Below are 22,270 nucleotides of genomic sequence, written 5' to 3' on the forward strand. Positions count from 1 at the left end.
CGAGCGGCGGCGGAAAGTTACCCGTTGCTGTGCTCTTGGGCCAGTAGACGAATGGCGGTCTCGCCGACCTTGCGCACCGCCGCTTCGATCTCGGCGCTGGGGCGTGCGGCGAAGTTCATCCGCAGGCAGTTACGGTACTTGCCCGAGGCCGAGAAAATACTGCCGACGGCAATCTGCACCCCTTGCCCAAGTAAAGCCCGGTTCAGGCGCAGTGTGTCGAAACTTTCCGGCAGCTCCACCCAGAGCATGAAGCCGCCCTGAGGCCGGCTGGCGCGGGTGCCCGGTGGAAAGTAGCGGGTAACCCAGTCGCTCATCTGGTCGCGCCCGCGCTGGTACTGGCTGCGCATGCGCCGCAGGTGCGGCTGGTAGTGTCCGCCTTCGATGAAGTCGGCGATGGCCAGTTGTGGCTGCGTGGCGGTGCATCCGGTGCTGATGTACTTCATGTGCAGCACCCGCTCCAGGTAACGCCCGGGGGCTACCCAGCCAATACGCAGGCCTGGCGCCAGGGTTTTGGAGAACGAGCTGCACAGCAGCACCCGACCGTCCTCGTCGAACGACTTGATGGTCCGTGGCCTGGGATAGGTGTAGGCCAGGTCGCCATACACATCGTCTTCGAGGATCGCCACGTCGAAGCGTTGCGCCAGGGTCAGCAAAGCCTTCTTGCGCGCCTCGGGCATGATGTAGCCGAGCGGGTTGTTGCAGTTCGGAGTGATCTGGATGAGCTTGATCGGCCATTGCTCCATGGCCAGCTCCAGGGCTTCGAGACTGATCCCGGTGAGCGGGTCGGTGGGGATTTCCAGGGCCTTCATGCCCAGGCCCTTGAGGGTCTGCATGGCGCCATGAAAGCTGGGCGAATCCACCGCGACGATATCACCGGGCTGGCACACCGCGCGGATGCTGCTCGACAGCGCTTCGTGGCAGCCGGTGGTGACCACCAGGTCCGCCGGGCTCACGGTACAGCCGGAATCGAGCATCAGCCGGGCGATCTGCTCGCGCAGGGCCTGGGTGCCGGAGATGGTGTCGTAGTACAGGCCGGGCATGTCCTGACGCCTGCTGAGCTGGGCCAGGCTGCGCAGCAGCGGCTTGAGGGTCGGGCTGTCGATGTCGGGCATGCCACGGCCCAACTGCACCACGTCCTTGCTCGGCACGCTGCGAATCAGCTCGATGACCTGCTCCCATTGGGAAATATCCACCGGGCGTTGTGCCGGCCGACTGACATCGGGGAGGGCAGGCAGGCTGCGATTGTTGGGCACGAAGTAACCGGATTTCGGCCGGGGCGCGGCCAGGCCGTTGTCTTCCAGCAGGCGATAGGCCTGCTGGACGGTGCTCAGGCTGACACCATGCTCGAGGCTCAGGGCGCGCACCGAAGGCAAGCGATCGCCGGGACGGTACAGGCCTTGTTCGATGCGGGCGCCGAGCAACTCGGCGAGGTTGATGTACAGCGTCATGGCATACTCCGGAGGGCGGCTACAGCAACTGACCAATACAGATGGGGAAAAAATACAGCATTCAGTAGGAAATCTGCCAATTCTGTATGGAAATAATAGTCAGGCTTTGGATCTGTAATGGTTTTGCACCGACGCGCATGCTTGCTCCACGGTTCACACACCCTGGAGGTAACAAGCAATGAGCGGCATGAGCGATGTGCGCCTGAAACTGTATGCCGAAGAACTGAGCCGCGAGCAGCGCACCCGGTTATCCAGTACGCCCGCCGGCCTCAACCGCTGGGGCCTGATGGTTCATCGCTGGCATACCCGCAGGGCGCTGCTGGAGCTGGACGCCGCACAGTTGCGCGATGTCGGTCTGACCCGTGAGCAGGCCCGCGAGGAAGGGTTGAAACCCTTCTGGCGCTCTTAGGTCAGCTCTTTCAGTCGGTGCCAGAGCATGCCCAGGGCCAGTAGCGGCGAGCGCAGGTGCTTGCCGCCCGGGAAGGTGATGTGCGGTACCCGGGCGAACAGGTCGAAGCGCCCGCTGTGCTGGCCGCTGATGGCTTCGCCGAGCAGCCTGCCGGCCAGGTGCGTGGCATTGAGGCCATGGCCGGAGTAGGCCTGGGCGAAGTACACGTTGGGCTGGTCGGGCAGGCGGCCGATCTGCGGCAGGCGATTGGCACCGATGCCGATCATCCCGCCCCATTGATAGTCGATACGTACATCGGCGAGCTGCGGGAACACCTTGAGCATCTTCGGTCGCATATAGGCGGCGATATCCTGCGGATCACGCCCGGAATAGTGGCAGGCGCCGCCGAACAGCAGCCGGCGATCGGCGGACAGACGGTAATAGTCCAGGGCCACGCGCTGGTCGCAGACGGCCATGTTTTGCGGCAGCAACTGGCTGGCCTGGGCCTCGCTCAGGGGTTCGGTGGCGATGATATAGCTGCCGGCGGGCAGCACCTTGCCGCCAAGCTCGGCATTCAGGTCGTTCAGGTAGGCGTTGCAACCCAGCACCAGGGTGCTGGCATGGACGGTCCCGTTGGCGGTGTGCACCCGCACTTGCGAGCCATAGTCGATCCGTGTCACCGCCGACTGCTCGAACAGACGCACGCCCAGCTTGCTGGCGACGACCGCTTCGCCCAGGGCCAGGTTAAGCGGATGCAGATGTCCCGAGCCCATGTCGATCAGGCCACCAACGTAGCGGTCCGAGCCGACTACGCTGTGCATCTGCTCCGGCTGCACCAGGCGTAGCTCATGGCGGTAACCCAAACTGCGCAGCTCTTCGGCGTCCTCGGCGAAACCCTGCAGGTCACGGGGTTTGTTGGCCAGGTCGCAGTAGCCCCAGGCCAGGTCGCAGTCGATGGCGTGGCGCTCGATTCGCTCGCGGACAATATCTACCGCTTCCAGGCCCATCAGCTTGAGCTCTCGCACGCCGTCGCTGCCAAGGATCGGGGTGAATTGCTCAAGGCCATGGCCGACTCCGCGAATCAGCTGGCCGCCATTGCGCCCGCTGGCGCCCCAACCGATCTTGCGCGCCTCCAGCAGGATCACATTGAGGCCGCGTTCGGCCAGTTCGATTGCCGTGTTCAGCCCGGAAAAACCGCCGCCGACCACGCAGACGTCACAACTCAGTTCGCCCTGCTGCTGTGGGTAATCCGCCTGTGGGACGCTGCTGGCAGCGTAGTAGGAAGCGGTGTGCGAGGCGGGCTGCTGAACGCCGGCGTTCATGGCATTGTCCTGGTTCTGAGTGTTTGGAAAATTTTACGCAGGATAAGCTGCGCTTTCAGGGGCGGGCAACCGTAGGGCAAAATAGTGCGCCACACTTCTTTGCCGCAGGCCGCCATGAGTTGCAACAGCCACAAGATCCGCTTCCTGCGTGAGCAGATCCCGTCATTCGAATGCGTGCCCGGATGCCACGACTGCTGTGGGCCGGTGACCACCTCCAGCGAAGAAATGGCCCGCCTGCCGCGCAAGAGCGCCGCCGAGCAGGAAGCCGCACTGGCGGAACTCAACTGCGTGCACCTGGGCCCCAACGGCTGCACCGTGTACGAAGAACGGCCGCTGATCTGCCGCTTGTTCGGCACTACCCCAAAGCTGCCATGCCCCAATGGCCGCGCCCCGGCCGAGATGATCGAGCCGCAGGCCGAGAAGCTGGTGCACCAGTACATCGCCAGCACCCGGCAGGTGCTGGTCTGAGCCTCAGTCCGGAATCGGCAGGTTGAGGCTTTCCTTCACCTCTTCCATGACGATATAGCTCTTCGACTCGCGCACATGCGGCAGCTTGAGCAGGATGTCGCCGAGCAGCTTGCGGTAGGAGGCCATCTCGGAAATCCGTGCCTTGACCAGGTAATCGAAATCGCCCGAGACCAGGTGGCACTCGAGCACATGTGGCAACTTCAGTACGGCACGTCGGAATTCCTCGAAGGTGTCGCCCGACTTGTAGTCGAGGCTGATTTCGACGAACACCAGCAGGCTGCCCTTCAAATGCTGCGGGTTGAGCCGGGCGTTGTAGCCCATGATGATCCCTTCGCGCTCCAGGCGCCGGACCCGCTCGGTGCAGGGGGTCGTCGACAGGCCGACCTTTTCGCCCAGTTCAGTAAACGAGATACGCCCATCTGCCTGCAGGATGCGCAGGATATTGCGGTCGATCTTGTCCAGTTCACGTTTGCTTTGGTGCTGGGTTCTCATAGTGGATGCCCCTCCGTAAAAGCCAACCTTGCCGAGAATTCTCGCCAAATATAGGCTTTTATATAGTGAAAAGCACTGGTCATACCTTCCTATACTGCGCCCATCTATGCCATTAACAACAAATGTCAGCGGTACGCTGCGTCGAGGGTAATAAACATGCGAGTTCTGGTGCTTGGTAGCGGTGTGATCGGAACCGCCAGTGCCTACTATCTGGCACGGCAAGGGTTCGAAGTCGTCGTGGTCGACCGTCAACCGGCAGTCGCCATGGAAACCAGTTTTGCCAACGCCGGCCAGGTCTCGCCTGGTTACGCTTCGCCCTGGGCTGCCCCGGGTGTGCCGCTCAAGGCCATCAAGTGGCTGCTTGAACGCCACGCGCCCCTGGCCATCAAGGCCACCGCCGACATTGACCAATACCTGTGGATGGCGCAAATGCTGCGCAACTGCACCGCCAGCCGTTATGCGGTGAACAAGGAGCGCATGGTGCGCCTGTCCGAGTACAGCCGTGACTGCCTCGACGAGCTGCGCGCTGAAACCGGGATTGCCTACGAAGGCCGTACCCTGGGTACCACGCAGCTGTTCCGCACCCAGGCACAGCTGGACAACGCCGCCAAGGACATCGCCGTCCTCGAGCAGTCCGGTGTGCCGTACGAAGTACTCGACCGCGCAGGCATCGCCCGCGTCGAACCGGCCCTGGCCAACGTTACTGACATCCTCGCCGGTGCCCTGCGCCTGCCCAACGACCAGACCGGCGACTGCCAGCTGTTTACCACCCGCCTGGCGGAAATGGCGATCAAGCTCGGCGTCGAGTTCCGCTTTGGCCAGGACATTCAGCGCCTGGACTACGCCGGTGACCGCATCAATGGTGTGTGGATCGACGGCAAGCTGGAAACCGCCGACCGCTACGTGCTGGCCCTGGGCAGCTATTCGCCGCAGTTGCTCAAGCCGCTGGGCATCAAGGCCCCGGTCTACCCGCTCAAGGGTTACTCGCTGACCGTGCCGATCACCGACCCGGCCATGGCCCCGACCTCGACTATTCTCGACGAAACCTACAAGGTCGCGATCACCCGTTTCGACAACCGCATCCGCGTTGGCGGCATGGCTGAAATCGCCGGTTTTGACCTGTCGCTGAACCCGCGTCGGCGCGAAACCCTGGAGATGATCGTCAACGACCTTTATCCTCGTGGCGGCGACCTGAGCCAGGCCAGTTTCTGGACCGGCCTGCGCCCGACCACTCCGGACGGTACGCCGATCGTTGGCGCCACGCCGTTCCGCAACCTGTTCCTCAACACGGGGCACGGTACGTTGGGCTGGACCATGGCTTGCGGTTCCGGTCGCCTGCTGGCCGACCTGATTGCGCGCAAGAAGCCGCAAATCAGCGCCGAAGGCCTCGATATCTCTCGCTACGGAAAACACCAGGAGCCTGCCAAACATGTCAGTCCAGCGCCAGCTCACCAATGAGCGCATGAGCCAGATCGTCACCCACAACGGCACCGTCTACCTGGCGGGCCAGGTGGGTGACGACATGAACGCCGGGATCGAGCAGCAAACCCGCGAGACCCTGGCCAACATCGAGCGCCTGCTGGACCTGGCCGGCACCGACAAGAGCCGCCTGCTCTCGGTGACCATCTACCTCAAGGACATCGACGCGCACTTTCAGGGCATGAACGCGGTGTGGGACAAGTGGCTGCCAAAAGGCGTCGCGCCGGCCCGTGCCACCGTTGAAGCCAAGCTGTGCGAACCGGAAATCCTCATCGAGCTGTCGGTGGTCGCCGCACTGCCGTAACACCCGATCCCTCACCCGGTGCCGCCGGCGGCCGACCAGCTGCCTTCGGGCACCGGGTTTTTTACTTCTAACCAGACTGCCCAGAAGGCTGCCGTCATGCGTCCTGCCCGTGCCCTGATCGATCTTCAAGCCCTGCGTCACAACTATCAACTTGCCCGCGAACTGACCGGAGCCAAAGCGCTGGCCGTGATCAAGGCCGATGCCTATGGTCACGGTGCCGTGCGTTGTGCCCTGGCCCTGGAGCAGCAAGCCGATGGTTTTGCCGTGGCCTGCATCGAAGAGGCGCTGGAGCTGCGCGCAGCCGGGATCAAGCCGCCGGTGCTGCTGCTTGAAGGCTTTTTCGAAGCCAGCGAACTGCAACTGATCGCCCAGCACGACCTGTGGTGCGTGGTGCATTCGCTGTGGCAGCTGGAGGCGATCGAACAGGCGCACCTGAGCAAGCCGATCACCGTCTGGCTCAAACTCGACTCGGGCATGCACCGGGTCGGCCTGCACGCCAAGGACTATCAGGCCGCGTACCAGCGCCTGCTGGCCAGCGGCAAGGTTGCGCGTATCGTGCTGATGAGCCACTTCGCCCGTGCCGATGAACTCGACAGCGACGCCAGCAACGAACAACTGGCGGTATTCCAGGCCGCGCGCCAGGGCCTGAGCGCCGAGGTCAGCCTGCGCAACTCGCCGGCCGTGCTCGGTTGGCCGAATATGCCCAGCGACTGGGTGCGCCCGGGCCTGATGCTGTACGGCGCCACGCCCTTCGAAGTGCCTCAGGCAGAAGCTGCGCGCCTGCAGCCGGTAATGACCGTGCAATCGCGGGTGATCAGTGTGCGTGAGCTGCCGGCTGGCGAGCCTGTCGGTTATGGCGCCAAGTTCATCAGCCCGCGGCCGACCCGGGTTGGCGTGGTGGCCATGGGTTACGCCGATGGCTACCCGCGCCAGGCGCCAAACGGTACACCGGTGCTGGTGGCCGGCAAACGCACCCAGCTGATCGGCCGGGTGTCGATGGACATGCTCTGCATTGACCTGACCGACGTGCCGGAAGCGGGCCTCGGCAGCCCGGTGGAGCTGTGGGGCAAAAACGTGCTGGCCAGCGAAGTGGCCATGCATGCTGGCAACATCCCTTACCAGATTTTCTGCAACCTCAAGCGCGTACCGCTGGACTACAGCGGCGATTAAGGCGCCAAAGCGGACAGGCTGCGGGTCGAAGTGTTGTAAATACTGAACGCTGTTGCGATGATAACGTTCAATTTCGACCCCACTCGTTCGTTTAGGAGGGCTCCAGCATTGGACGTCGGTGAACGACTGCAAGCCATTCGCAAGCTCAAGGGCCTGTCACAGCGTGAACTCGCCAAACGTGCGGGCGTCACCAACAGCACCATCTCGATGATCGAGAAGAACAGCGTCAGCCCTTCAATCAGCTCGCTGCGCAAGGTGCTGAGCGGTATTCCAATGTCCATGGTCGAGTTCTTTTCCGAAGAGCTGCAACCGGAAAACCCTACCCAGATCGTCTATAAAGCCCACGAACTGATCGACATTTCGGACGGTGCGGTGACCATGAAACTGGTCGGCAAGGCGCACCCGAGCCGGGCTATTGCCTTTCTCAACGAGGTCTATCCGCCGGGTGCCGATACTGGCGAAGAAATGCTCACCCATGATGGCGAAGAGACCGGCATCCTCCTCGAAGGCCGCCTTGAACTGGTGGTGGGCCTGGAAACTTTCATCCTCGAAGCGGGCGACAGCTACTATTTTGAAAGTACCAAGCCGCACCGTTTCCGCAATCCTTACGATGAGCCGGCCCGGCTGATCAGCGCGGCGACTCCGGCCAACTTCTAGTGGGCATTGCGCGGCGGATTGTCGCGGCTAAGACCCTTTGGACACTAGGGTTGTTTCGGTGAGGCAGGGTTCCCGTTATACTTGCGCCGCCTGCGAAACCGTGGCCGCGGGCGTGACTAGCCACCATGAGGGTGTACGCGTGAATCTAATCAAGAAAATGCTGGCCGTACCAGCTGCCGTATTGGCCCTTTGGGCAGTCAGCGCACAAGCTGCGACCAACGACGACATCGCCAAGCGACTGGAACCGGTTGGCCAGGTGTGTGTACAGGGTCAGGAATGCAAGGGTATGGAAGTCGCGGCAGCTGCTGCTGGCGGCGGTGCCAAGACCCCGGATGAAATCATCGCCAAGCATTGCAATGCTTGCCATGGCAGCGGCCTGCTCGGCGCACCGAAAATCGGCGATACCGCCGCCTGGAAAGAGCGCTCTGACCATCAGGGTGGTCTGGACGGCATCCTCGCCAAGGCCATCACCGGCATCAACGCCATGCCGCCAAAAGGCACCTGCGCCGACTGCTCGGATGACGACCTGATGGGCGCCATCAAGAAGATGTCCGGCCTGTAAGCCCAGCGCTTGCCCAGCAAAGCCCGCCACGTGCGGGCTTTGTGCGTTTTAGCGCTGGTCAGCGCAGCATTCTGGCGGCATGCTCGGTCCAAAGTGGTCAAGGAATGCCACAGGAGGCCGAGATGGCGTACAGCTGTTCGATCGACACTGCCGTGGACCAGGTGCTGGCACGCCTGCCCGCGCATATCCACATGGGCCTGCCGCTGGGGCTGGGCAAGCCCAACCGCTTCGTCAATGCCCTGTATGCGCGGATCCGCCAGTTGCCCGAGCGGCAACTGACGATCTACACCGCCTTGAGTCTCGGCCGCCCGGACCTTGGTGACGGCTTGCAACGGCGCTTTCTTGAGCCCTTCATCGAGCGTGTGTTCGCCGACTACCTCGAACTGGACTACCTGCACGACCTGCGCCGCGACCAGTTGCCGGCGAACATCCGTGTCGAGCAGTTCTTCATGCAGCCCGGCAGCCTGCTGCACAGCGCCATGGCCCAGCAGGACTACGTCAGCAGCAACTACAGCCACGCCGCCCGCGATATCAATGCCAAGGGCTTGAACCTGGTGGCGCAGCTGGTCGCCGAAGACCCGGCGCATCCCGGCCAGCTGAGCCTGAGTTGCAACCCGGACATCACCCTCGACCTGTTGCCAATGATCGCCCGCCGCCGGGCGGCCGGTGAAACCATCCTGGTGCTCGGCCAGGTGCATACCGAACTGCCGTACATGCCGGGCGCCTCGGAGCTGCCCCGGGATGACTTCGACCTGCTGATCGATAGCGCGGAAAGCACCCGGTTGTTCTCCACGCCGAACATGCCGGTCACCACCCAGGACCATTTCATCGGCCTGCATGCCAGTACCCTGGTGCGCGATGGCGGCACCCTGCAGATCGGCATTGGCGCCATGGGCGATGCGCTGACCGCCGGGCTGCTGGCGCGGCAGGCTGACAGCGAGGCCTACAGTGCGTTGCTGGCTGATATTGACCTCACGCCCTGGCAAACCCTGATCGCACGCGAAGGCGGCATCGAGCCCTTTACCCACGGCCTGTATGGCTGTAGCGAAATGTTCGTCAACGGCCTGCTGGCACTGGTCGAAGCGGGGATCATCCGCCGCCCGGTTTATCCTGAAGAGGCACGCCAGCAGGCGGCCAACAATGGCGAGCTGGATGACCAGGGCGTGTTGGTGCATGGCGGCTTCTTTCTTGGCCCTCAGGCCTTTTACCAGCGCTTGCGGGAAATGCCTTTAAGCCAGCGCAAACGCTTTGCCATGAGCGCCATCAGCTACATCAACGAGCTGTATGGCCAGGAGTCGCTCAAGCGCCTGCAGCGCCGGGATGCGCGCTTTATCAACACGGTGTTCACCATGACCTTGATGGGCGCCGGGGTGGCCGATCAGCTGGAAGACGGCCGGGTGCTCAGCGGGGTAGGTGGGCAGTACAACTTCGTTGCCCAGGGCCATGCACTTGAAGGCGCGCGCTCGATCCTGCTGCTGCGCAGCTGGCGTGAAGCGGGCGGGGAGGTCAGCTCCAACCTGGTCTGGGAATACGGTCACTGCACCATTCCCCGGCACCTGCGCGACATCGTCGTCACCGAGTACGGCATCGCCGACCTGCGTGGGCAGACTGACGCCGAGGTGATTGCACGGTTGCTGGCGATCAGCGACACGCGCTTTCAGCCCGAGCTGATCGAACGGGCGCAGAAGGCCGGCAAGTTGCCGAAGGATTTTTGCCTGGATCAGCGCTTCACCGAGAACACCCCGCAGCGTTTGCAGGCGCTGCGCGAAAGGCACGCACGGTTGTTCCCCGAGTATCCGCTGGGCAGTGACTTCACGGCTGAGGAGCGTGATTTGTTGCGGGCGCTGAACTGGCTCAAGAGCAAGTTCAAACTGAGCGAGGTGCTTGAGCTGGGCAAGGCGGCGCTGGATGCACCGGCACCCGAGGCGTTTCCCGGGCAGTTGACGCGGATGGGACTGGCGCAGCCGCAGGGGCTGAAGGAGGACTTGTATCAGCGCTTGTTGCTGGCGGGGTTGCAGGCAACAGCGTTCCGTTGAGGACGCTATCGCTGGCAAGCCAGCTCCCACAAGGTCCGCGGTATGCAGTATCTGTGGGAGCTGGCTTGCCAGCGATGAGGCCAGCGCAAATTACTCGATGAAAGTAACCACGCCACCTTCCAGCGACTTCACACGAGCCAGCGATTCAACGCGGTAGCCCTGGCTGTCCAGCTCGGCACGGCCGCCCTGGAACGACTTCTCGATGACGATACCCAAACCGGCAACGGTGGCACCGGCTTGCTTGATGATCGAGATCAGCGCCTGGGAGGCTTTGCCGTTGGCCAGGAAGTCGTCGATCACCAGCACGCGGTCGCTGCTGTTGAGGTGGCGCGGGGAGATCGCCACGGTGTTTTCAGTCTGCTTGGTGAAGGAATACACCGAAGCCACCAGCAGGTTTTCGGTCAGGGTCAGCGACTGGTGCTTGCGCGCGAAAATCACCGGAACGCCCAGTTTCAGGCCGGTCATCACCGCTGGGGCAATGCCCGAGGCTTCGATGGTGACGATCTTGGTGATGCCCGAGTCGGCGAACAGACGGGCGAACTCGTCGCCAATCAGTTGCATCAGCGCAGGGTCGATCTGATGGTTGAGAAACGCATCGACTTTGAGAACCTGATCGGAAAGCACGATGCCTTCTTCGCGAATCTTCTGGTGCAGTGCTTCCACTGTGGTATTTCCTCGATGTAGCAAGAGTGGCCACGGCAATACGCCGCAGCAAAGGTTGATTATCTAACGTTTGAGCATGGCACGGATATCGGCCAGTGCATTGTTGCCACGAGCGGCCTTCACTTCGGTTGGCGCGTCGTCCAGGCCCTCCCAGGCCAGGTCGTCGTCGGGCAGCTCGTCCAGGAAGCGGCTCGGCGAACAATCGATGATCTCGCCGTACTGCTTGCGCTTGGCGGCAAAGGTGAAGGCCAGGGTCTGACGTGCGCGGGTAATCCCGACGTAGGCCAGCCGCCGTTCTTCTTCGATGGTGTCGGCTTCGATGCTGGAACGGTGCGGTAGGATTTCCTCTTCCATGCCCATGATGAACACGTAGGGGAATTCCAGGCCCTTGGAAGCGTGCAGGGTCATCATCTGCACACCTTCGGCGCCGTCTTCCTCTTCCTGCTGGCGTTCGAGCATGTCGCGCAGCACCAGCTTGCCGATGGCTTCCTCGATGGTCATGCCACCGTCTTCGTCTTTCTCGAGGGTGTTTTTCAACGCCTCGATCAGGAACCAGACGTTGCCCATGCGAAAGTCCGCGGCCTTGTCGCTGGAGCTGTTGGTGCGAATCCAGTTCTCGTAGTCGATGTCCATGATCATGCTGCGCAGGGCAGCGATCGGATCTTCCAGGGCGACCTGCTCGCGGACCTTGTCCATCCAGCGTTTGAAGCGCTGCAGGCGGTCGGTGTAGCGGCTGTCCAGGTGTTCGCCGAGGCCCAGCTCCTCGCTGGCGGCGTACATCGAAACCTTGCGCTCGGTGGCGTAGTTGCCAAGTTTTTCCAGGGTGGTCGAGCCGATTTCCCGGCGCGGCACGTTGATCACCCGCAGGTAGGCGTTATCGTCGTCCGGGTTTACCAGCAGGCGGAAGTAGGCCATCAGGTCTTTGACTTCCTGGCGTCCGAAGAAGCTGTTGCCGCCCGACAGGCGATACGGCACCTGGTGGTGCTGCAGCTTCAGCTCGATCAGCTTGGCCTGGTAGTTGCCCCGGTAAAGAATGGCGAAGTCGCTGTAGGGCCGGTCGGTGCGCAGGTGCAGGCTGAGGATTTCCATGGCCACCCGTTCGGCCTCGGCTTCCTCGTTCTTGCAGCGGATCACGCGGATCTCGTCGCCGTGGCCCATCTCGCTCCACAGCTGCTTTTCGAAGGCATGCGGGTTGTTCGAGATGAGTACGTTGGCACAACGCAGGATGCGGCTGGTGGAGCGGTAGTTCTGCTCGAGCATCACCACTTTCAGCGACGGGTAGTCGTCCTTGAGCAGCATCAGGTTCTCGGGCCGCGCACCGCGCCAGGCGTAGATCGACTGGTCGTCGTCGCCGACCACGGTGAACTGGTTGCGCGTGCCGATCAGCATCTTCACCAGCAAGTACTGGCTGGCGTTGGTGTCCTGGTATTCGTCGACCAGCAGGTAACGTACCTTGTTCTGCCACTTCTCCAGGACATCGGGGTTGTCCTGGAACAGCTTGACCGGCAGCAGGATCAGGTCGTCGAAGTCCACCGCGTTGAATGCCCGCAGGGTGCGCTGGTAGTGCGCATAGACCACCGCGGCGGTCTGCTCCTTGGGGTTGCGGGCCTTTTCCAGGGCTTCGGGCGGCAGGATCAGGTCGTTCTTCCAGGCGCCGATCATGTTCTTGATCTCGTCGACGCCGTCGTCGCCCGAGTATTCCTTCTGCATGATGTCGGTCATCAGGGCTTTGACGTCGGTCTCGTCGAAAATCGAGAAGCCCGGTTTGAAGCCCAGCCGTTCATGCTCCTTGCGGATGATGTTCAGGCCCAGGTTGTGGAAGGTCGACACGGTCAGGCCGCGGCCTTCGCCCTTGCGCAGCAGGGTGCCGACCCGCTCCTTCATCTCCCGCGCGGCCTTGTTGGTGAAGGTCATGGCCACGATGTACTGGGCACGGATGCCGCAGTTCTGGATCAGGTGCGCGATCTTGCGGGTGATCACGCTGGTTTTGCCGGAGCCAGCACCGGCGAGCACCAAAAGAGGGCCGCCGACGTAGTTCACGGCTTCTTGTTGCCGGGGGTTGAGTCGGGACATGACGAAAACCGGGGACGCTAGAAAAATAGCCGGGCATTTTAGCAGGGGTAGAAAGTTTCTGCCGCGACCGTCTGACAGTGTGACGTACCACGCGATCTAAATTTGCCGCATTTGATACTTTCCCGCAGGATGCGTGGCGAAACCTGCGGGATGTCGGCAATGGAATGGCATGACTTTAAGTGAAAATCATTTTCATTAATGGTTTAGGATACGCATTCTCGCTGCCCATCGTCATTTGACTGCGCCTACGTCCTAAGGAGCCAGCTTGTCTACGCCCGTCGAACCCTTGCGTTTGCTCCTGCTGGCCGATGAGCCGGAATGGGCCACTGTCTTGCGCGAGTGTCTGCTGCCGATGGCGGGCCAGGCGGTATTGCTGACCGCTCCGAACTGGGAGGCAGTCGACACCCTGTTTGCCAACGACCGCAATGCGCTGGTGCTGGCGACCCCGCCACTGCAACCGGCGCCCGGGCGCTGCATATTGCCGATGGTTCTGCTGCTCGAGCACGAGCCGCAGGTGCCGCCGCCGGGGGTCAGCGACTGGCTGATCCGCGACCAACTGACCAGCAATATCCTGCGCCGCAGCCTGCGCCATGTCCGCGAGCGTGGCGTCCTCGAAGCGACCTTGCAGCGTTTGGCCGAGCAGGACCCGCTGACCGGCATCGCCAACCGCCAGGGCTTTCAGACCCTGTTGGCAGCGCGCCTGGCTGACAGCGAAGGGCGCGGTGTCGCCCTCGGTCATCTGGACCTCGACAACTTTCGCCATGCCAACGATGCCCTTGGTCATCAGGCCGGCGACCGGCTGATCCTGCAAGTGGTGGGCCGGCTGAAAAGCCAGCTCGAAGCCGGTGACCAGGTCGCGCGCCTGGGCAGCGACGAATTCGCCCTGTTGATCGATACTCGCCGCGAGCCGCAGCGCGCCGAATGGATGGCCGAACGCATCACCGAAGCCCTGGCCGAACCCTACTGGATCGACGGCGAAAGCCTGCTGCTAGGCTGCAGCCTGGGCGTCGCCCACGCCCGCGCCCAGGGTGGCGCCGACCCGCTGATGTGGCATGCGCACATCGCCATGCAGCAGGCCAAGAGCACCCAGGGCTGTACCTTCCACGTCTTCAACGAACGCATCAACCGCAACGCCCGCAGCCTTGCCGACCTGGAAAGCGAACTGCGCCGGGCGCTGCGTCGTGACGAGCTGGAACTGCACTACCAGCCGCGGCTGAACCTGGCCGACGGGCGCATCGTCGGCCTCGAAGCCCTGGTGCGCTGGCGCCATGCCGAACGCGGGCTGCTGCCGCCCAGCGAGTTCGTGCCCCTGGCCGAGCAGAGCGGGCTGATCGTGCCCCTGGGCTATTGGGTGATTTCCCGTGCCCTGCGCGACATGCAGGCCCTGCGCGAACAAGGGCTGGCGCCCTTGCACATGGCGGTGAACCTGTCGTTCCGCCAGTTCCAGGACAGCCAGCTGTTGGCGACCCTGAGCCGGCTGATCATCGAGCACGGCGTCGATGCCCGCTGGCTGGAGTTCGAGCTGACCGAAACCGCGGTGATGCGGCGCAACGACCTGGTCAAGCAGACCATGGATGCGCTCGGGCGCCTGGGTGTGCGCTTTTCCCTGGATGACTTCGGTACCGGCTTCTCGTCGTTCGTGCACCTGAACAGCTTGCCGATCACCTTGCTCAAGGTCGATCGCAGCTTTGTCGGCGGCATGGAGCAGCGCGAAGAAAACCGCAAGCTGGTGCACGCGATGATCAACCTGGCGCACAACCTCAACCTCGAGGTGGTGGCCGAGGGCGTGGAAACCCCGGAGCAGATGGACCTGTTGCGCAGTTTTGATTGTGACCAGGTGCAGGGGTTTCTGATCAGCCGGCCGTTGCCGATGGATGAGTTGATGGAGTATCTGCTGCGTGGTCCGGCGCAGCAGTCGGTGGCTTTGTAGATTCTGGGGCTGCTTTGCAGCCCATCGCTGGCAAGTCCAGCTCCCACAGGGCTTTCAAACCACCGAAGCAGTCACCTTGTTCACCCCACCGGCACTGCCCAGCAAGCGCTTCATTCGCCATTCAAATGCCCAAGTCAGGCTCACCGCCGCACACGCCAGGCCCAGCGCCAGCCCCCACCACACGCCCACCGCACCCAGGCCGAGGTTGAACGCCAGCAACCAGGCCGCCGGCGCACCGATCACCCAGTAACAGAACAGCCCGACCAGGAAGGTGGTCTTGGCATCCTTGAGCCCGCGGATCGAGCCCATGGCAATCGTCTGCACACCATCGAACAGCTCGAACCAGGCGGCGACCATCAGCAGGCTCACGGCCAGCTGGATGATGTCGGCAAAGGCCGGGTCACCGTGGTCGAGGAACAGCCCCACCAGCGGGTCTGGCAGCAGCCAGAAGAGGATGGCGAACATCAGCATCATCGCCGCGCCAAAACCGATCCCAACCCGGCCAGCGTGTCGGGCACCCAAGAGGTTATCGGCACCGTAATAGAGCCCTACACGCATGGTTACGGCATACGACAGGCCCGCCGGAATCATGAACGCGGTCGAGACGATCTGCAGGGCGATCTGGTGCGCGGCAAGTTCGGTGCTGCCGAGCACGCCCATGCACAGTGCGGCGAAGGCGAACAGGCCGACCTCGACGGTGTAGGTGCCGCCAATCGGCAAGCCCAGGCGCCACAGCTCGCGCAGGGCTGGCCACGACGGGCGGCTCAGGCCCTGGCGAATCGGGTAGGGCGCGTAGGCCGGGTGCCAGCGGATATACAACGCCATGGCCACGGCCATGCAGTTGGCAACGATCGCGGTCACCAGGCCGATGCCCACCAGGCCCAGTTTCGGCAGGCCGAACATGCCCTCGATCAAGGCGTAATTGAGCAGGAAGTTGGCCACTGTGCCGACCAGGCTGATAACCATCACCGGCGTCGAACGGCCGATGGCGCTGGTAAAGCCGCGCAGGGCCATGAAGTTCAGGTAGCCGGGCAGGGCGAAGGGCAGCAACAACAGGAACTGCGCGGCGGCCTCGACGTTGTTGGGGCTCTGGCCGAGCAGTAGCAGCACCGGCTCCAGGTTCCACAGCGCCAGTGCTGCCACCAGGGCCATGACCCAGGCCAGCCACAACCCGGCCTGGGTCAGGCGGGTGGCGCCGGCGATGTCACCGGCACCCTTGCGAATCGCCACCAGGGTGCCGACCGCGGCGATCACACCCAGGCAAAAGATCGACACGAACGAATAACTCGCCGCCCCCAGACCACCACCGGCCAGCGCTTGCGGGCTGATGCGGGCCATCATCAGGGTGTCGGTGAGTACCATCAGCATGTGCGCCAACTGCGAGGCAATCAGCGGCCCGGCCAGGCGCAGCAAAGCCTTGAGTTCATGGGTAGGCGCAGCCTGCATGGAGTCGTCCTTTTCTTACGCGATAGATTCAAAGCATGAAAGCTTGAGGCTTTGCACGGTTATCCACAAAAGGATAATAGCGATGCTTGGCATGATTAAAACTCATGGGAGTATGATCCTGACGATCGCCTGTGGATAACCCGGAGCCCGTCCCTCATGTCTCGTCGTTTACCGCCCTTGTACGCACTGCGGGCTTTCGAAGCGGCCGCCCGGCACAGTTCGTTCACCCGCGCCGCAGATGAGTTATCAATCACCCAGAGCGCGGTCAGCCGGCACATCCGCACCCTTGAGGAGCACTTCGCTTGCCGTTTGTTCGTGCGCAACGGCCGCAGCCTGCAACTCAGCGAAGCGGCGCGTTTGCTCCTGCCCGGAGTGCGCGAAGGCTTTGCGGCACTGGAGCGGGCTTGCAACACCCTGCGCAGCGAGGACGACATCCTGCGCATGAAAGCCCCTTCGACCCTGACCATGCGCTGGCTGCTGGCACGCCTGAGCCGCTTTCGCCACCTGCAGCCGGGCAACGAAGTACAGCTGACCAGCGCCTGGATGGACGTCGATCATGTCGATTTCAATCATGAGCCTTTCGACTGCGCGGTGTTGCTGAGTGACGGTCACTTCCCGTCGGATTGGGAGGTCAAGCGGCTGTTTTCCGAGCTGCTGATACCGGTCGGCGCGCCGGAACTGCTCAAGGAAGGGCCCTGGGATGAGCGGCGCCTGGCGGGTGTCGAGCTGCTTCATCCGACCCCCGACAAGCGCGACTGGCGCAGCTGGCTGGCGCGCATGGACCTCACCGACAAGGTCTCGCTCAAGGGTGGCCAGGTGTTCGATACCCTGGAACTGGGCATGATCGCCGCTGCCCGGGGTTATGGCGTGTCCATGGGGGACTTGTTGATGGTGGCCGAGGATGTCGCCCAGGCCCGGCTTAGCCTGCCATGGCCGACGGCGGTTGCCAGCGGGCTGGATTACTACCTGGTCTGGCCGAAAACCCGCCCCGGTGGCGAGCGCTTGCGACGCTTGAGTGACTTCCTGCAAGGCGAGGCAGACTCCATGGACTTGCCCAAGGTGGAAATACTGGGGCCATCAGCGTCTATCGGAAGCAGTTGAACGTTTGCGCGGGATAACCCTGTTGCACACTCAAGTATTGCCGCGCGCCGCCGAAGCAGAGGCATCAGAGCCACGTCTAGATGGCTCGCTTCCCGTATTGATGCGGACGGTCAGCGTGATCAGGACGATCCCGGCCCCTCTTGCCAGGAGCTTCCATGTCTCAACCCCGTGCCCGGATTGCCTCGCAACTCGGTATCGCCCTCGCCATCGTGCTGGCCGTGGTGATTACCGGTAGCACCCTGTTTGCCCTGCGTTCGCTGGACAACGCCAACCTGATTACCCGCCAGGAACACCTGGCCAGCGAAGCGCGACTGCTCGCCGATCAGCTCGATACCTTTCACAGCACTCTGCGCGAAAGCACTCAGCGCCTGAGCGGCTTGTTCGAGAAGCGCTTTGCCGCTGGTTTGCAGTTGCATTCCGGGGAGTCGGTGACGGTTGCGGGGGTTGCCACGCCCGCGCTGTACCTGGGTGATCAACTGCTCAACAACGACTTTCGCCAGGTGGATGATTTCCGCCAGATGACCGCGGGCGTCGCCACCTTGTTCGTGCGCAGCGGTGAAGACTTTGTCCGTATCAGCACCTCGCTGACCAAGCAGGACGGCAGCCGCGCCATCGGCACGCTGCTCGACCGCCAGCATCCGGCCTACGCCCGCTTGCTGGCCGGTCAGGCCTATGTTGGCCGGGCGAACCTGTTCGAGCGCGATTACATGACCCAGTACACCCCGGTGCGTGACAGCAGCGGGCGGGTGATTGCGGTGCTGTTCGTCGGCTTCGACTACACCGATGCGCAAAAGGCCCAGTTCGCCAACCTCGGGCGCTTTCGCATCGGCCAGACCGGCTCACTGGCCCTGCTCGACGACAAGCAGCACTGGCTGGTGCCGCCAGCAGGTGTGCGCCCGGATAGCCAGGCGGCACAGGCACTTGCCGGATTCACCGCGGGCGAAGGGCGTTTCTGGCATGACGGTGTCGAAGAGCTGTTCAGCGTTGCCGTGCCGTTTGCAGGTGGGCCCTGGACGGTGGTGGCGAGCATGCCGAAGGCGGAAATCCGCGCGGTAACCTGGAGCGTCGGTACCCGCCTGGCCATCGGCAGCCTGTTGGCGATGCTGCTGGCCGTTGCTGCGACCCTGTGGCTGTTACGCCGCCGTCTGCGCCCGCTGGGTGATCTGCTGCAGCAAGCGCAAGCCCTGGGTGGCGGTGACCTGCAGGCGCGTCTGCGGGTATCGAGCAACGATGAAATCGGCCAGCTGGCGCACAGTTTCAACCAGATGGGCGAAGCGCTGGCGAGCATGGTCGAGCACATTCGCGCAGCGGCAGAGCAGGTCAGTAGCCGTGCCCAGGCATTGTCGGGAATGTCCTCCGGTGCCTGTGAGGGGATGGAGCAGCAGTCCGGCGAAATCACCAGCATGGCCGGTGCCGTCGAGCAGTTCAGCGCCACTTCGATGAACATTGCCGACAACATGGGCAGCACCGAGCGCATGGCCCAGGACAACGTCCAGCAAACCCGCATTGGCCGCACCTCGATGGACCAGGCGTCGTCGTCCCTTGAGCAGATCGCCAGCGCACTGGCCGGCACCGCCGAAGTGATCGACACCCTCGGCCTGCGCTCCCAGGAAATTGGCGGCATCGTCGGGGTGATCACCTCGATTGCCGAGCAGACCAACCTGCTGGCCTTGAACGCTGCCATTGAAGCGGCGCGGGCCGGTGAACAGGGGCGGGGCTTTGCCGTGGTCGCGGACGAGGTGCGCAATCTGGCCTCGCGTACCCGTCAGGCTACCGATGAAATCTCGACCATGATCGGCAGCATCCAGCAGGAAACCGGTAACGCCATCAGCACCATGGAGCAGGGCAACCGCCTGATGCAGGAAGGGCTGGAGCGCAATGCCAAGGTTGCCGCGGCGCTGGCGCAGATTGATGAACGCAGCCGTTCGGCGGGGGAACAGTTTGCCGCCATTACCACGGCAACCCAGGAGCAGAGCAGCACGGCGAATGTGCTCAGCCGTAACCTGCAGAGCATTGCCCTGGCCAACAGTGAGCAGCGCGAGGTAGCGACCAACCTGGCGGCTACGGCGCGTGAGCTTGAGGGATTGGCGGGGCAGTTGCGGCAGGAAGTGGATCGCTTTCGGGTTGGGCGTTAGGTTCTAAATCGGGGCCGCTTTGCGGCCCATCGCCGGCAAGGCCGGCTCCCACAATGGAACTGCAAACACTGAAACTGTGGGAGCTGGCTTTGCCAGCGATGGGCTGCGTAGCAGCCCTGGGCTCCTACAGCTGCGACAGGCCCAGCGCCTGCGCACAGGCCATCAACGATCGCCGCTCACTTTCGGCGTACAACCCCAGCTCATCCTGCACCGGTTTGCCCAGCGCCTGTTCGAAGGCTTCGCGGTTGGCATTGCTGCCGTACTCGTTCTGCGCATCATCGCCCAGGTTCGACTGGAAAATCCCCGCCGCACTGACCGGCAGAAAATCCTCGTACACCAGCGCTTCAAAGTGAACATGCCCAGCGTCGATCAGCCCCTGCAATGAAGTCGGCCGCTGCGCTTCACCACGCGCCGCCAACCCGCGTTCGGTCGGGAAGTAGCGGAAGTACGCCAGCGCCTGCTCCCGCATCTGCGCCAGGTCATCCGGGAAGGCCTTGAAGCTGTCGCTGAGCAGACTCATGTAGCGCTCGGCATTGGCCTCGGCGGGAACGCCACCCAGCGCCGTGCGGGCGGCATCGAGCAATTGGTCATAAAGCTGGCGACCTTTTGGCGTCAGTGCTGCACCCCGTTGCTCGATCTCGCCAAAGCGCGCGGTATGGCTGCCACTGCCTTCACCCTGCTGATCAGTGAACGCGACCTTCTCCTGCAGCGCCTTGAAACTGGTCTGACGCAGCAGTATCGGGCAGCGACGCGGTGGCGGGCCTTCGATTACGGCCTTGGGCGGAATACCTTTGGCCGGCATGCCCAGCTGGATGGCATCGATGTCCAGGGTGCGCGGGGTCAGGTGGTTGATGTGCGGGCCCTTGAAGGCCACCACATCGGCAATCAGGCGGTGCTGGTCGTGCAGTTGCTGGTACTGCTCGGCGGTCACCGTGGCGTCCCGGTGCCAGCGGAAGGTGTGCAGGGCTTCGTCGACAAACGCCAGGGCATCGTCGGCATTCAGGCCACCATCGCGCTCGAATTGCTCGATCAACTGCAACGCACGCGGGGTGAAGATTTGCCGGCGGGCGAGAATCTCGCGCGACAGCTCACGCAGCGCCGGGTTGTCGATCAGCTCCAGGCGCAGCAGCGAGGTGAAGACCCGGAACGGGCTGATGTGCAGCGATTGCTCGTGCACGGCGCGAAAGGCGGTGGAATGCACCGGTACACCGGCGCAGCTGAGGTCGTAGTACCCGACTGGTTGCATGCCCATCACCGCGAACAGGCGGCCGATGGTTGCCAGCTCTTCGGCGGTGCCGACGCGAATGGCGCCGTGGCGTTCCTGGTCGAGGCGCTCGATTTCACCGGTCCAGCGCAGGGCCTGGGCAACCTCGGGTTGCTGGGTCATGACCTGCTGATTGATTTCGCTCACCAGTGACAGCAGCGTGCCGTACAGCGGCACCTCTTGCTTGTACATGAGCGACATGGCGGCCGAGAACTGCGCGCGAATGCTGTCCGGGCTGACGAAATCTTGAGCGGGCATCGAAAGCTTCCTGGTAAGTGGGCACCCTTACATGAAAGCGAGGAATGCAGTGCTCGCACAAGCGAAAAAAAGTCGATCTGTCATTCCAAAAATTATCAACCTTGCAGGTCCAGCTCCGCCCGAATCCAATCGACCAGCGCGCGTACCTTCGGCACCTCCGCCGCATGCTCGGAAAACGCCAGGAAATGCGCACCATTGCTGCGCATGCTGTGCTGCCAGGGCACGATCAATTTACCTTCGGCCAGTTCCTGGGCCACCAGATAGCGCGGCACCAGGGCCACGCCGCAGCCGGACTGGGCAGCGCTGAGGCTCATATAGAAGGTATCGAAGCGCGGCCCGTGATAACTGTTGGCCGAATGCAGGCCTTGCTCGAGAAACCACTCGTGCCAGGCCTCCGGACGCGAAGTGCTTTGCAGCAGCACCAGCTCGGCCAGTTCGCTGGCGTCCTTGAGCGTGCGCCCCTGCAACAGTTCCGGTGCGCACACCGGCAGCACTTCCTCGCCGAACAGCTCGATGCAGGTGGCCCCCGGCCAAGTGCCCTGACCAAAGAAGAACACCACGTCGGCAGTGGCCTGCAGCAGGGCAAAGGGCTCCATCTCGTTGCGGATGTCGAGGTGGATGTTCGGGTGCTGCTTGCCGAAGCCTTTGAGGTGCGGGATCAGCCAACGCACGCCAAAGCTCGGTTGAGTGGCTACCTTGAGGACTTCGGTCTGTTCGCCGTAGGACATGATGTAACGGCTGGACATATCGACCTGGGTGAGAATCTTGTTGACCTCGGCCAGGTACAGCGCGCCTGCTGGAGTCAGTTGCAGGCGCCGGCGGATCCGCAGGAACAGGTGATGGCGGAGCATCTCTTCAAGCTGGGCCACCTGCTTGCTCACCGCGCTCTGGGTCAGGTGCAGCTCTTCGGCGGCGCGGGTGAAGCTCAGGTGCCGGGCGGCAGCCTCGAAACACTGCAGGGCGGCCATCGATGGCACCAGACGTTTGGACATAGCGGTCTCTAAGCCAGTAGATCATTACCTGGCGGAATGATATGCAGAATAAAGGTCGTTTGTTGCGCCAGAGTGATCGGAT

General features: G+C 62.9%; 19 protein-coding genes and 1 pseudogene. 12 read left to right on the forward strand and 8 right to left on the reverse strand.

The features are described 5' to 3' along the window. Nucleotides 1-17: 17 nt before the first annotated feature. Nucleotides 18-1,448, reverse strand: coding sequence for an aminotransferase-like domain-containing protein (locus tag CCOS864_RS01255; RefSeq protein WP_115084684.1), 1,431 nt, complete (start codon nucleotides 1,446-1,448; stop codon nucleotides 18-20). Between the two features lie 178 nt (nucleotides 1,449-1,626). Here CCOS864_RS01255 and CCOS864_RS01260 point away from each other — a divergent pair, with 178 nt between their 5' ends. Continuing rightward, on the forward strand, nucleotides 1,627-1,857 hold the full coding sequence (locus CCOS864_RS01260; RefSeq protein ID WP_115084686.1) for a DUF1127 domain-containing protein: 231 nt from the start codon (nucleotides 1,627-1,629) through the stop codon (nucleotides 1,855-1,857). Here CCOS864_RS01260 and CCOS864_RS01265 read toward each other — a convergent pair. Next, nucleotides 1,854-3,158 carry an NAD(P)/FAD-dependent oxidoreductase gene (locus CCOS864_RS01265; protein ID WP_115084688.1) on the reverse strand — a complete coding sequence of 435 codons (1,305 nt, stop codon included), beginning with the start codon at nucleotides 3,156-3,158 and terminating at the stop codon, nucleotides 1,854-1,856. The two genes, CCOS864_RS01260 and CCOS864_RS01265, sit on opposite strands and share 4 nt — an antisense overlap. Nucleotides 3,159-3,272: 114 nt before the next feature. Here CCOS864_RS01265 and CCOS864_RS01270 point away from each other — a divergent pair, with 114 nt between their 5' ends. Further along, the gene (locus tag CCOS864_RS01270; protein ID WP_115084689.1) at nucleotides 3,273-3,626 is read left to right on the forward strand and encodes a YkgJ family cysteine cluster protein; all 354 of its coding nucleotides are present in this window, start codon (nucleotides 3,273-3,275) and stop codon (nucleotides 3,624-3,626) included. A 3-nt stretch (nucleotides 3,627-3,629) separates the two neighbouring features. Here the strand turns inward: CCOS864_RS01270 and dadR are convergent, their stop codons facing one another. Further along, entirely contained in the window at nucleotides 3,630-4,118 is a 489-nt protein-coding gene (gene dadR / locus CCOS864_RS01275) for a transcriptional regulator DadR (RefSeq protein ID WP_008366790.1), read from the reverse strand. Between the two features lie 156 nt (nucleotides 4,119-4,274). On the opposite strand from dadR, the gene dadA reads away from it, so the two are divergent. From dadA to CCOS864_RS01305, 6 genes are all read left to right on the forward strand, one after another. Further along, nucleotides 4,275-5,576, forward strand: coding sequence for a D-amino acid dehydrogenase (gene dadA, locus CCOS864_RS01280; protein WP_115084690.1), 1,302 nt, complete (start codon nucleotides 4,275-4,277; stop codon nucleotides 5,574-5,576). Then, nucleotides 5,548-5,901, forward strand: coding sequence for a RidA family protein (locus CCOS864_RS01285; protein WP_010225843.1), 354 nt, complete (start codon nucleotides 5,548-5,550; stop codon nucleotides 5,899-5,901). The genes dadA and CCOS864_RS01285 overlap by 29 nt, the downstream gene beginning before the upstream one ends. Before the next feature lie 96 nt (nucleotides 5,902-5,997). Next, the gene (alr, locus tag CCOS864_RS01290) at nucleotides 5,998-7,071 is read left to right on the forward strand and encodes an alanine racemase (RefSeq protein ID WP_115084692.1); all 1,074 of its coding nucleotides are present in this window, start codon (nucleotides 5,998-6,000) and stop codon (nucleotides 7,069-7,071) included. A 108-nt stretch (nucleotides 7,072-7,179) separates the two neighbouring features. After that, nucleotides 7,180-7,728 carry a cupin domain-containing protein gene (locus CCOS864_RS01295; protein ID WP_010225839.1) on the forward strand — a complete coding sequence of 183 codons (549 nt, stop codon included), beginning with the start codon at nucleotides 7,180-7,182 and terminating at the stop codon, nucleotides 7,726-7,728. Between the two features lie 139 nt (nucleotides 7,729-7,867). Beyond that, nucleotides 7,868-8,290, forward strand: coding sequence for a c-type cytochrome (locus CCOS864_RS01300; RefSeq protein ID WP_177414928.1), 423 nt, complete (start codon nucleotides 7,868-7,870; stop codon nucleotides 8,288-8,290). 122 nt (nucleotides 8,291-8,412) lie between these two features. Beyond that, a complete protein-coding gene (locus CCOS864_RS01305) occupies nucleotides 8,413-10,326 on the forward strand; it encodes an acetyl-CoA hydrolase/transferase C-terminal domain-containing protein (protein WP_115084696.1) in 1,914 nt (637 codons plus the stop codon). 90 nt (nucleotides 10,327-10,416) lie between these two features. On the opposite strand, the gene CCOS864_RS01310 is transcribed toward CCOS864_RS01305, so the two are convergent. Next, nucleotides 10,417-10,989: a xanthine phosphoribosyltransferase gene (locus CCOS864_RS01310; RefSeq protein ID WP_010225834.1), complete on the reverse strand. Its 573-nt coding sequence runs from the start codon at nucleotides 10,987-10,989 to the stop codon at nucleotides 10,417-10,419. Nucleotides 10,990-11,052: 63 nt separating this feature from the next. Next, a complete protein-coding gene (gene rep / locus CCOS864_RS01315) occupies nucleotides 11,053-13,062 on the reverse strand; it encodes a DNA helicase Rep (RefSeq protein WP_115084697.1) in 2,010 nt (669 codons plus the stop codon). Between the two features lie 265 nt (nucleotides 13,063-13,327). On the opposite strand from rep, the gene CCOS864_RS01320 reads away from it, so the two are divergent. Beyond that, nucleotides 13,328-14,992, forward strand: coding sequence for a putative bifunctional diguanylate cyclase/phosphodiesterase (locus tag CCOS864_RS01320; RefSeq protein ID WP_115084699.1), 1,665 nt, complete (start codon nucleotides 13,328-13,330; stop codon nucleotides 14,990-14,992). 54 nt (nucleotides 14,993-15,046) lie between these two features. Here CCOS864_RS01320 and CCOS864_RS01325 read toward each other — a convergent pair whose 3' ends face one another. Further along, nucleotides 15,047-16,438 carry a NorM family multidrug efflux MATE transporter gene (locus CCOS864_RS01325; RefSeq protein WP_115084701.1) on the reverse strand — a complete coding sequence of 464 codons (1,392 nt, stop codon included), beginning with the start codon at nucleotides 16,436-16,438 and terminating at the stop codon, nucleotides 15,047-15,049. A 156-nt stretch (nucleotides 16,439-16,594) separates the two neighbouring features. Between CCOS864_RS01325 and CCOS864_RS01330 the strand changes: the two genes are divergently transcribed. The 3 genes and pseudogenes from CCOS864_RS01330 to CCOS864_RS28905 all read left to right on the forward strand — a co-directional run bounded on the left by CCOS864_RS01330 (nucleotide 16,595) and on the right by CCOS864_RS28905 (nucleotide 19,674). Beyond that, nucleotides 16,595-17,539 (forward strand): LysR substrate-binding domain-containing protein, encoded by a 945-nt coding sequence (locus CCOS864_RS01330; protein ID WP_115084702.1) that lies wholly within the window; start codon nucleotides 16,595-16,597, stop codon nucleotides 17,537-17,539. 155 nt (nucleotides 17,540-17,694) lie between these two features. Then, a pseudogene (locus CCOS864_RS28900) lies at nucleotides 17,695-18,807 on the forward strand (Cache 3/Cache 2 fusion domain-containing protein); the annotation flags it as partial. Between the two features lie 135 nt (nucleotides 18,808-18,942). Next, on the forward strand, nucleotides 18,943-19,674 hold the full coding sequence (locus CCOS864_RS28905) for a methyl-accepting chemotaxis protein (RefSeq protein WP_462938196.1): 732 nt from the start codon (nucleotides 18,943-18,945) through the stop codon (nucleotides 19,672-19,674). A 124-nt stretch (nucleotides 19,675-19,798) separates the two neighbouring features. On the opposite strand, the gene hglS is transcribed toward CCOS864_RS28905, so the two are convergent. Continuing rightward, the gene (gene hglS / locus CCOS864_RS01340; RefSeq protein WP_115084705.1) at nucleotides 19,799-21,196 is read right to left on the reverse strand and encodes a 2-oxoadipate dioxygenase/decarboxylase HglS; all 1,398 of its coding nucleotides are present in this window, start codon (nucleotides 21,194-21,196) and stop codon (nucleotides 19,799-19,801) included. 95 nt (nucleotides 21,197-21,291) lie between these two features. Next, nucleotides 21,292-22,188 (reverse strand): LysR family transcriptional regulator, encoded by an 897-nt coding sequence (locus CCOS864_RS01345; protein WP_115084707.1) that lies wholly within the window; start codon nucleotides 22,186-22,188, stop codon nucleotides 21,292-21,294. Nucleotides 22,189-22,270: the final 82 nt, after the last annotated feature.

The sequence above is a fragment of the Pseudomonas wadenswilerensis genome, assembly GCF_900497695.1.
In the GTDB taxonomy this organism is placed as follows: Bacteria; Pseudomonadota; Gammaproteobacteria; order Pseudomonadales; family Pseudomonadaceae; genus Aquipseudomonas; species Aquipseudomonas wadenswilerensis.

What these genes read in the sequence shown, in the direction of transcription:
- dadR (WP_008366790.1), bottom strand. Translation starts at nt 4,118, where the DNA reads ATGAGAACCCAGCACCAAAGCAAACGTGAACTGGACAAGATCGACCGC.
- CCOS864_RS01325 (WP_115084701.1), bottom strand. Translation starts at nt 16,438, where the DNA reads ATGCAGGCTGCGCCTACCCATGAACTCAAGGCTTTGCTGCGCCTGGCC.
- CCOS864_RS01270 (WP_115084689.1), top strand. Translation starts at nt 3,273, where the DNA reads ATGAGTTGCAACAGCCACAAGATCCGCTTCCTGCGTGAGCAGATCCCG.
- CCOS864_RS01260 (WP_115084686.1), top strand. Translation starts at nt 1,627, where the DNA reads ATGAGCGGCATGAGCGATGTGCGCCTGAAACTGTATGCCGAAGAACTG.
- CCOS864_RS01330 (WP_115084702.1), top strand. Translation starts at nt 16,595, where the DNA reads ATGTCTCGTCGTTTACCGCCCTTGTACGCACTGCGGGCTTTCGAAGCG.
- CCOS864_RS01265 (WP_115084688.1), bottom strand. Translation starts at nt 3,158, where the DNA reads ATGAACGCCGGCGTTCAGCAGCCCGCCTCGCACACCGCTTCCTACTAC.
- alr (WP_115084692.1), top strand. Translation starts at nt 5,998, where the DNA reads ATGCGTCCTGCCCGTGCCCTGATCGATCTTCAAGCCCTGCGTCACAAC.
- dadA (WP_115084690.1), top strand. Translation starts at nt 4,275, where the DNA reads ATGCGAGTTCTGGTGCTTGGTAGCGGTGTGATCGGAACCGCCAGTGCC.
- hglS (WP_115084705.1), bottom strand. Translation starts at nt 21,196, where the DNA reads ATGCCCGCTCAAGATTTCGTCAGCCCGGACAGCATTCGCGCGCAGTTC.
- CCOS864_RS28905 (WP_462938196.1), top strand. Translation starts at nt 18,943, where the DNA reads ATGGCCGGTGCCGTCGAGCAGTTCAGCGCCACTTCGATGAACATTGCC.
- CCOS864_RS01255 (WP_115084684.1), bottom strand. Translation starts at nt 1,448, where the DNA reads ATGACGCTGTACATCAACCTCGCCGAGTTGCTCGGCGCCCGCATCGAA.
- CCOS864_RS01345 (WP_115084707.1), bottom strand. Translation starts at nt 22,188, where the DNA reads ATGTCCAAACGTCTGGTGCCATCGATGGCCGCCCTGCAGTGTTTCGAG.
- CCOS864_RS01305 (WP_115084696.1), top strand. Translation starts at nt 8,413, where the DNA reads ATGGCGTACAGCTGTTCGATCGACACTGCCGTGGACCAGGTGCTGGCA.
- rep (WP_115084697.1), bottom strand. Translation starts at nt 13,062, where the DNA reads ATGTCCCGACTCAACCCCCGGCAACAAGAAGCCGTGAACTACGTCGGC.
- CCOS864_RS01285 (WP_010225843.1), top strand. Translation starts at nt 5,548, where the DNA reads ATGTCAGTCCAGCGCCAGCTCACCAATGAGCGCATGAGCCAGATCGTC.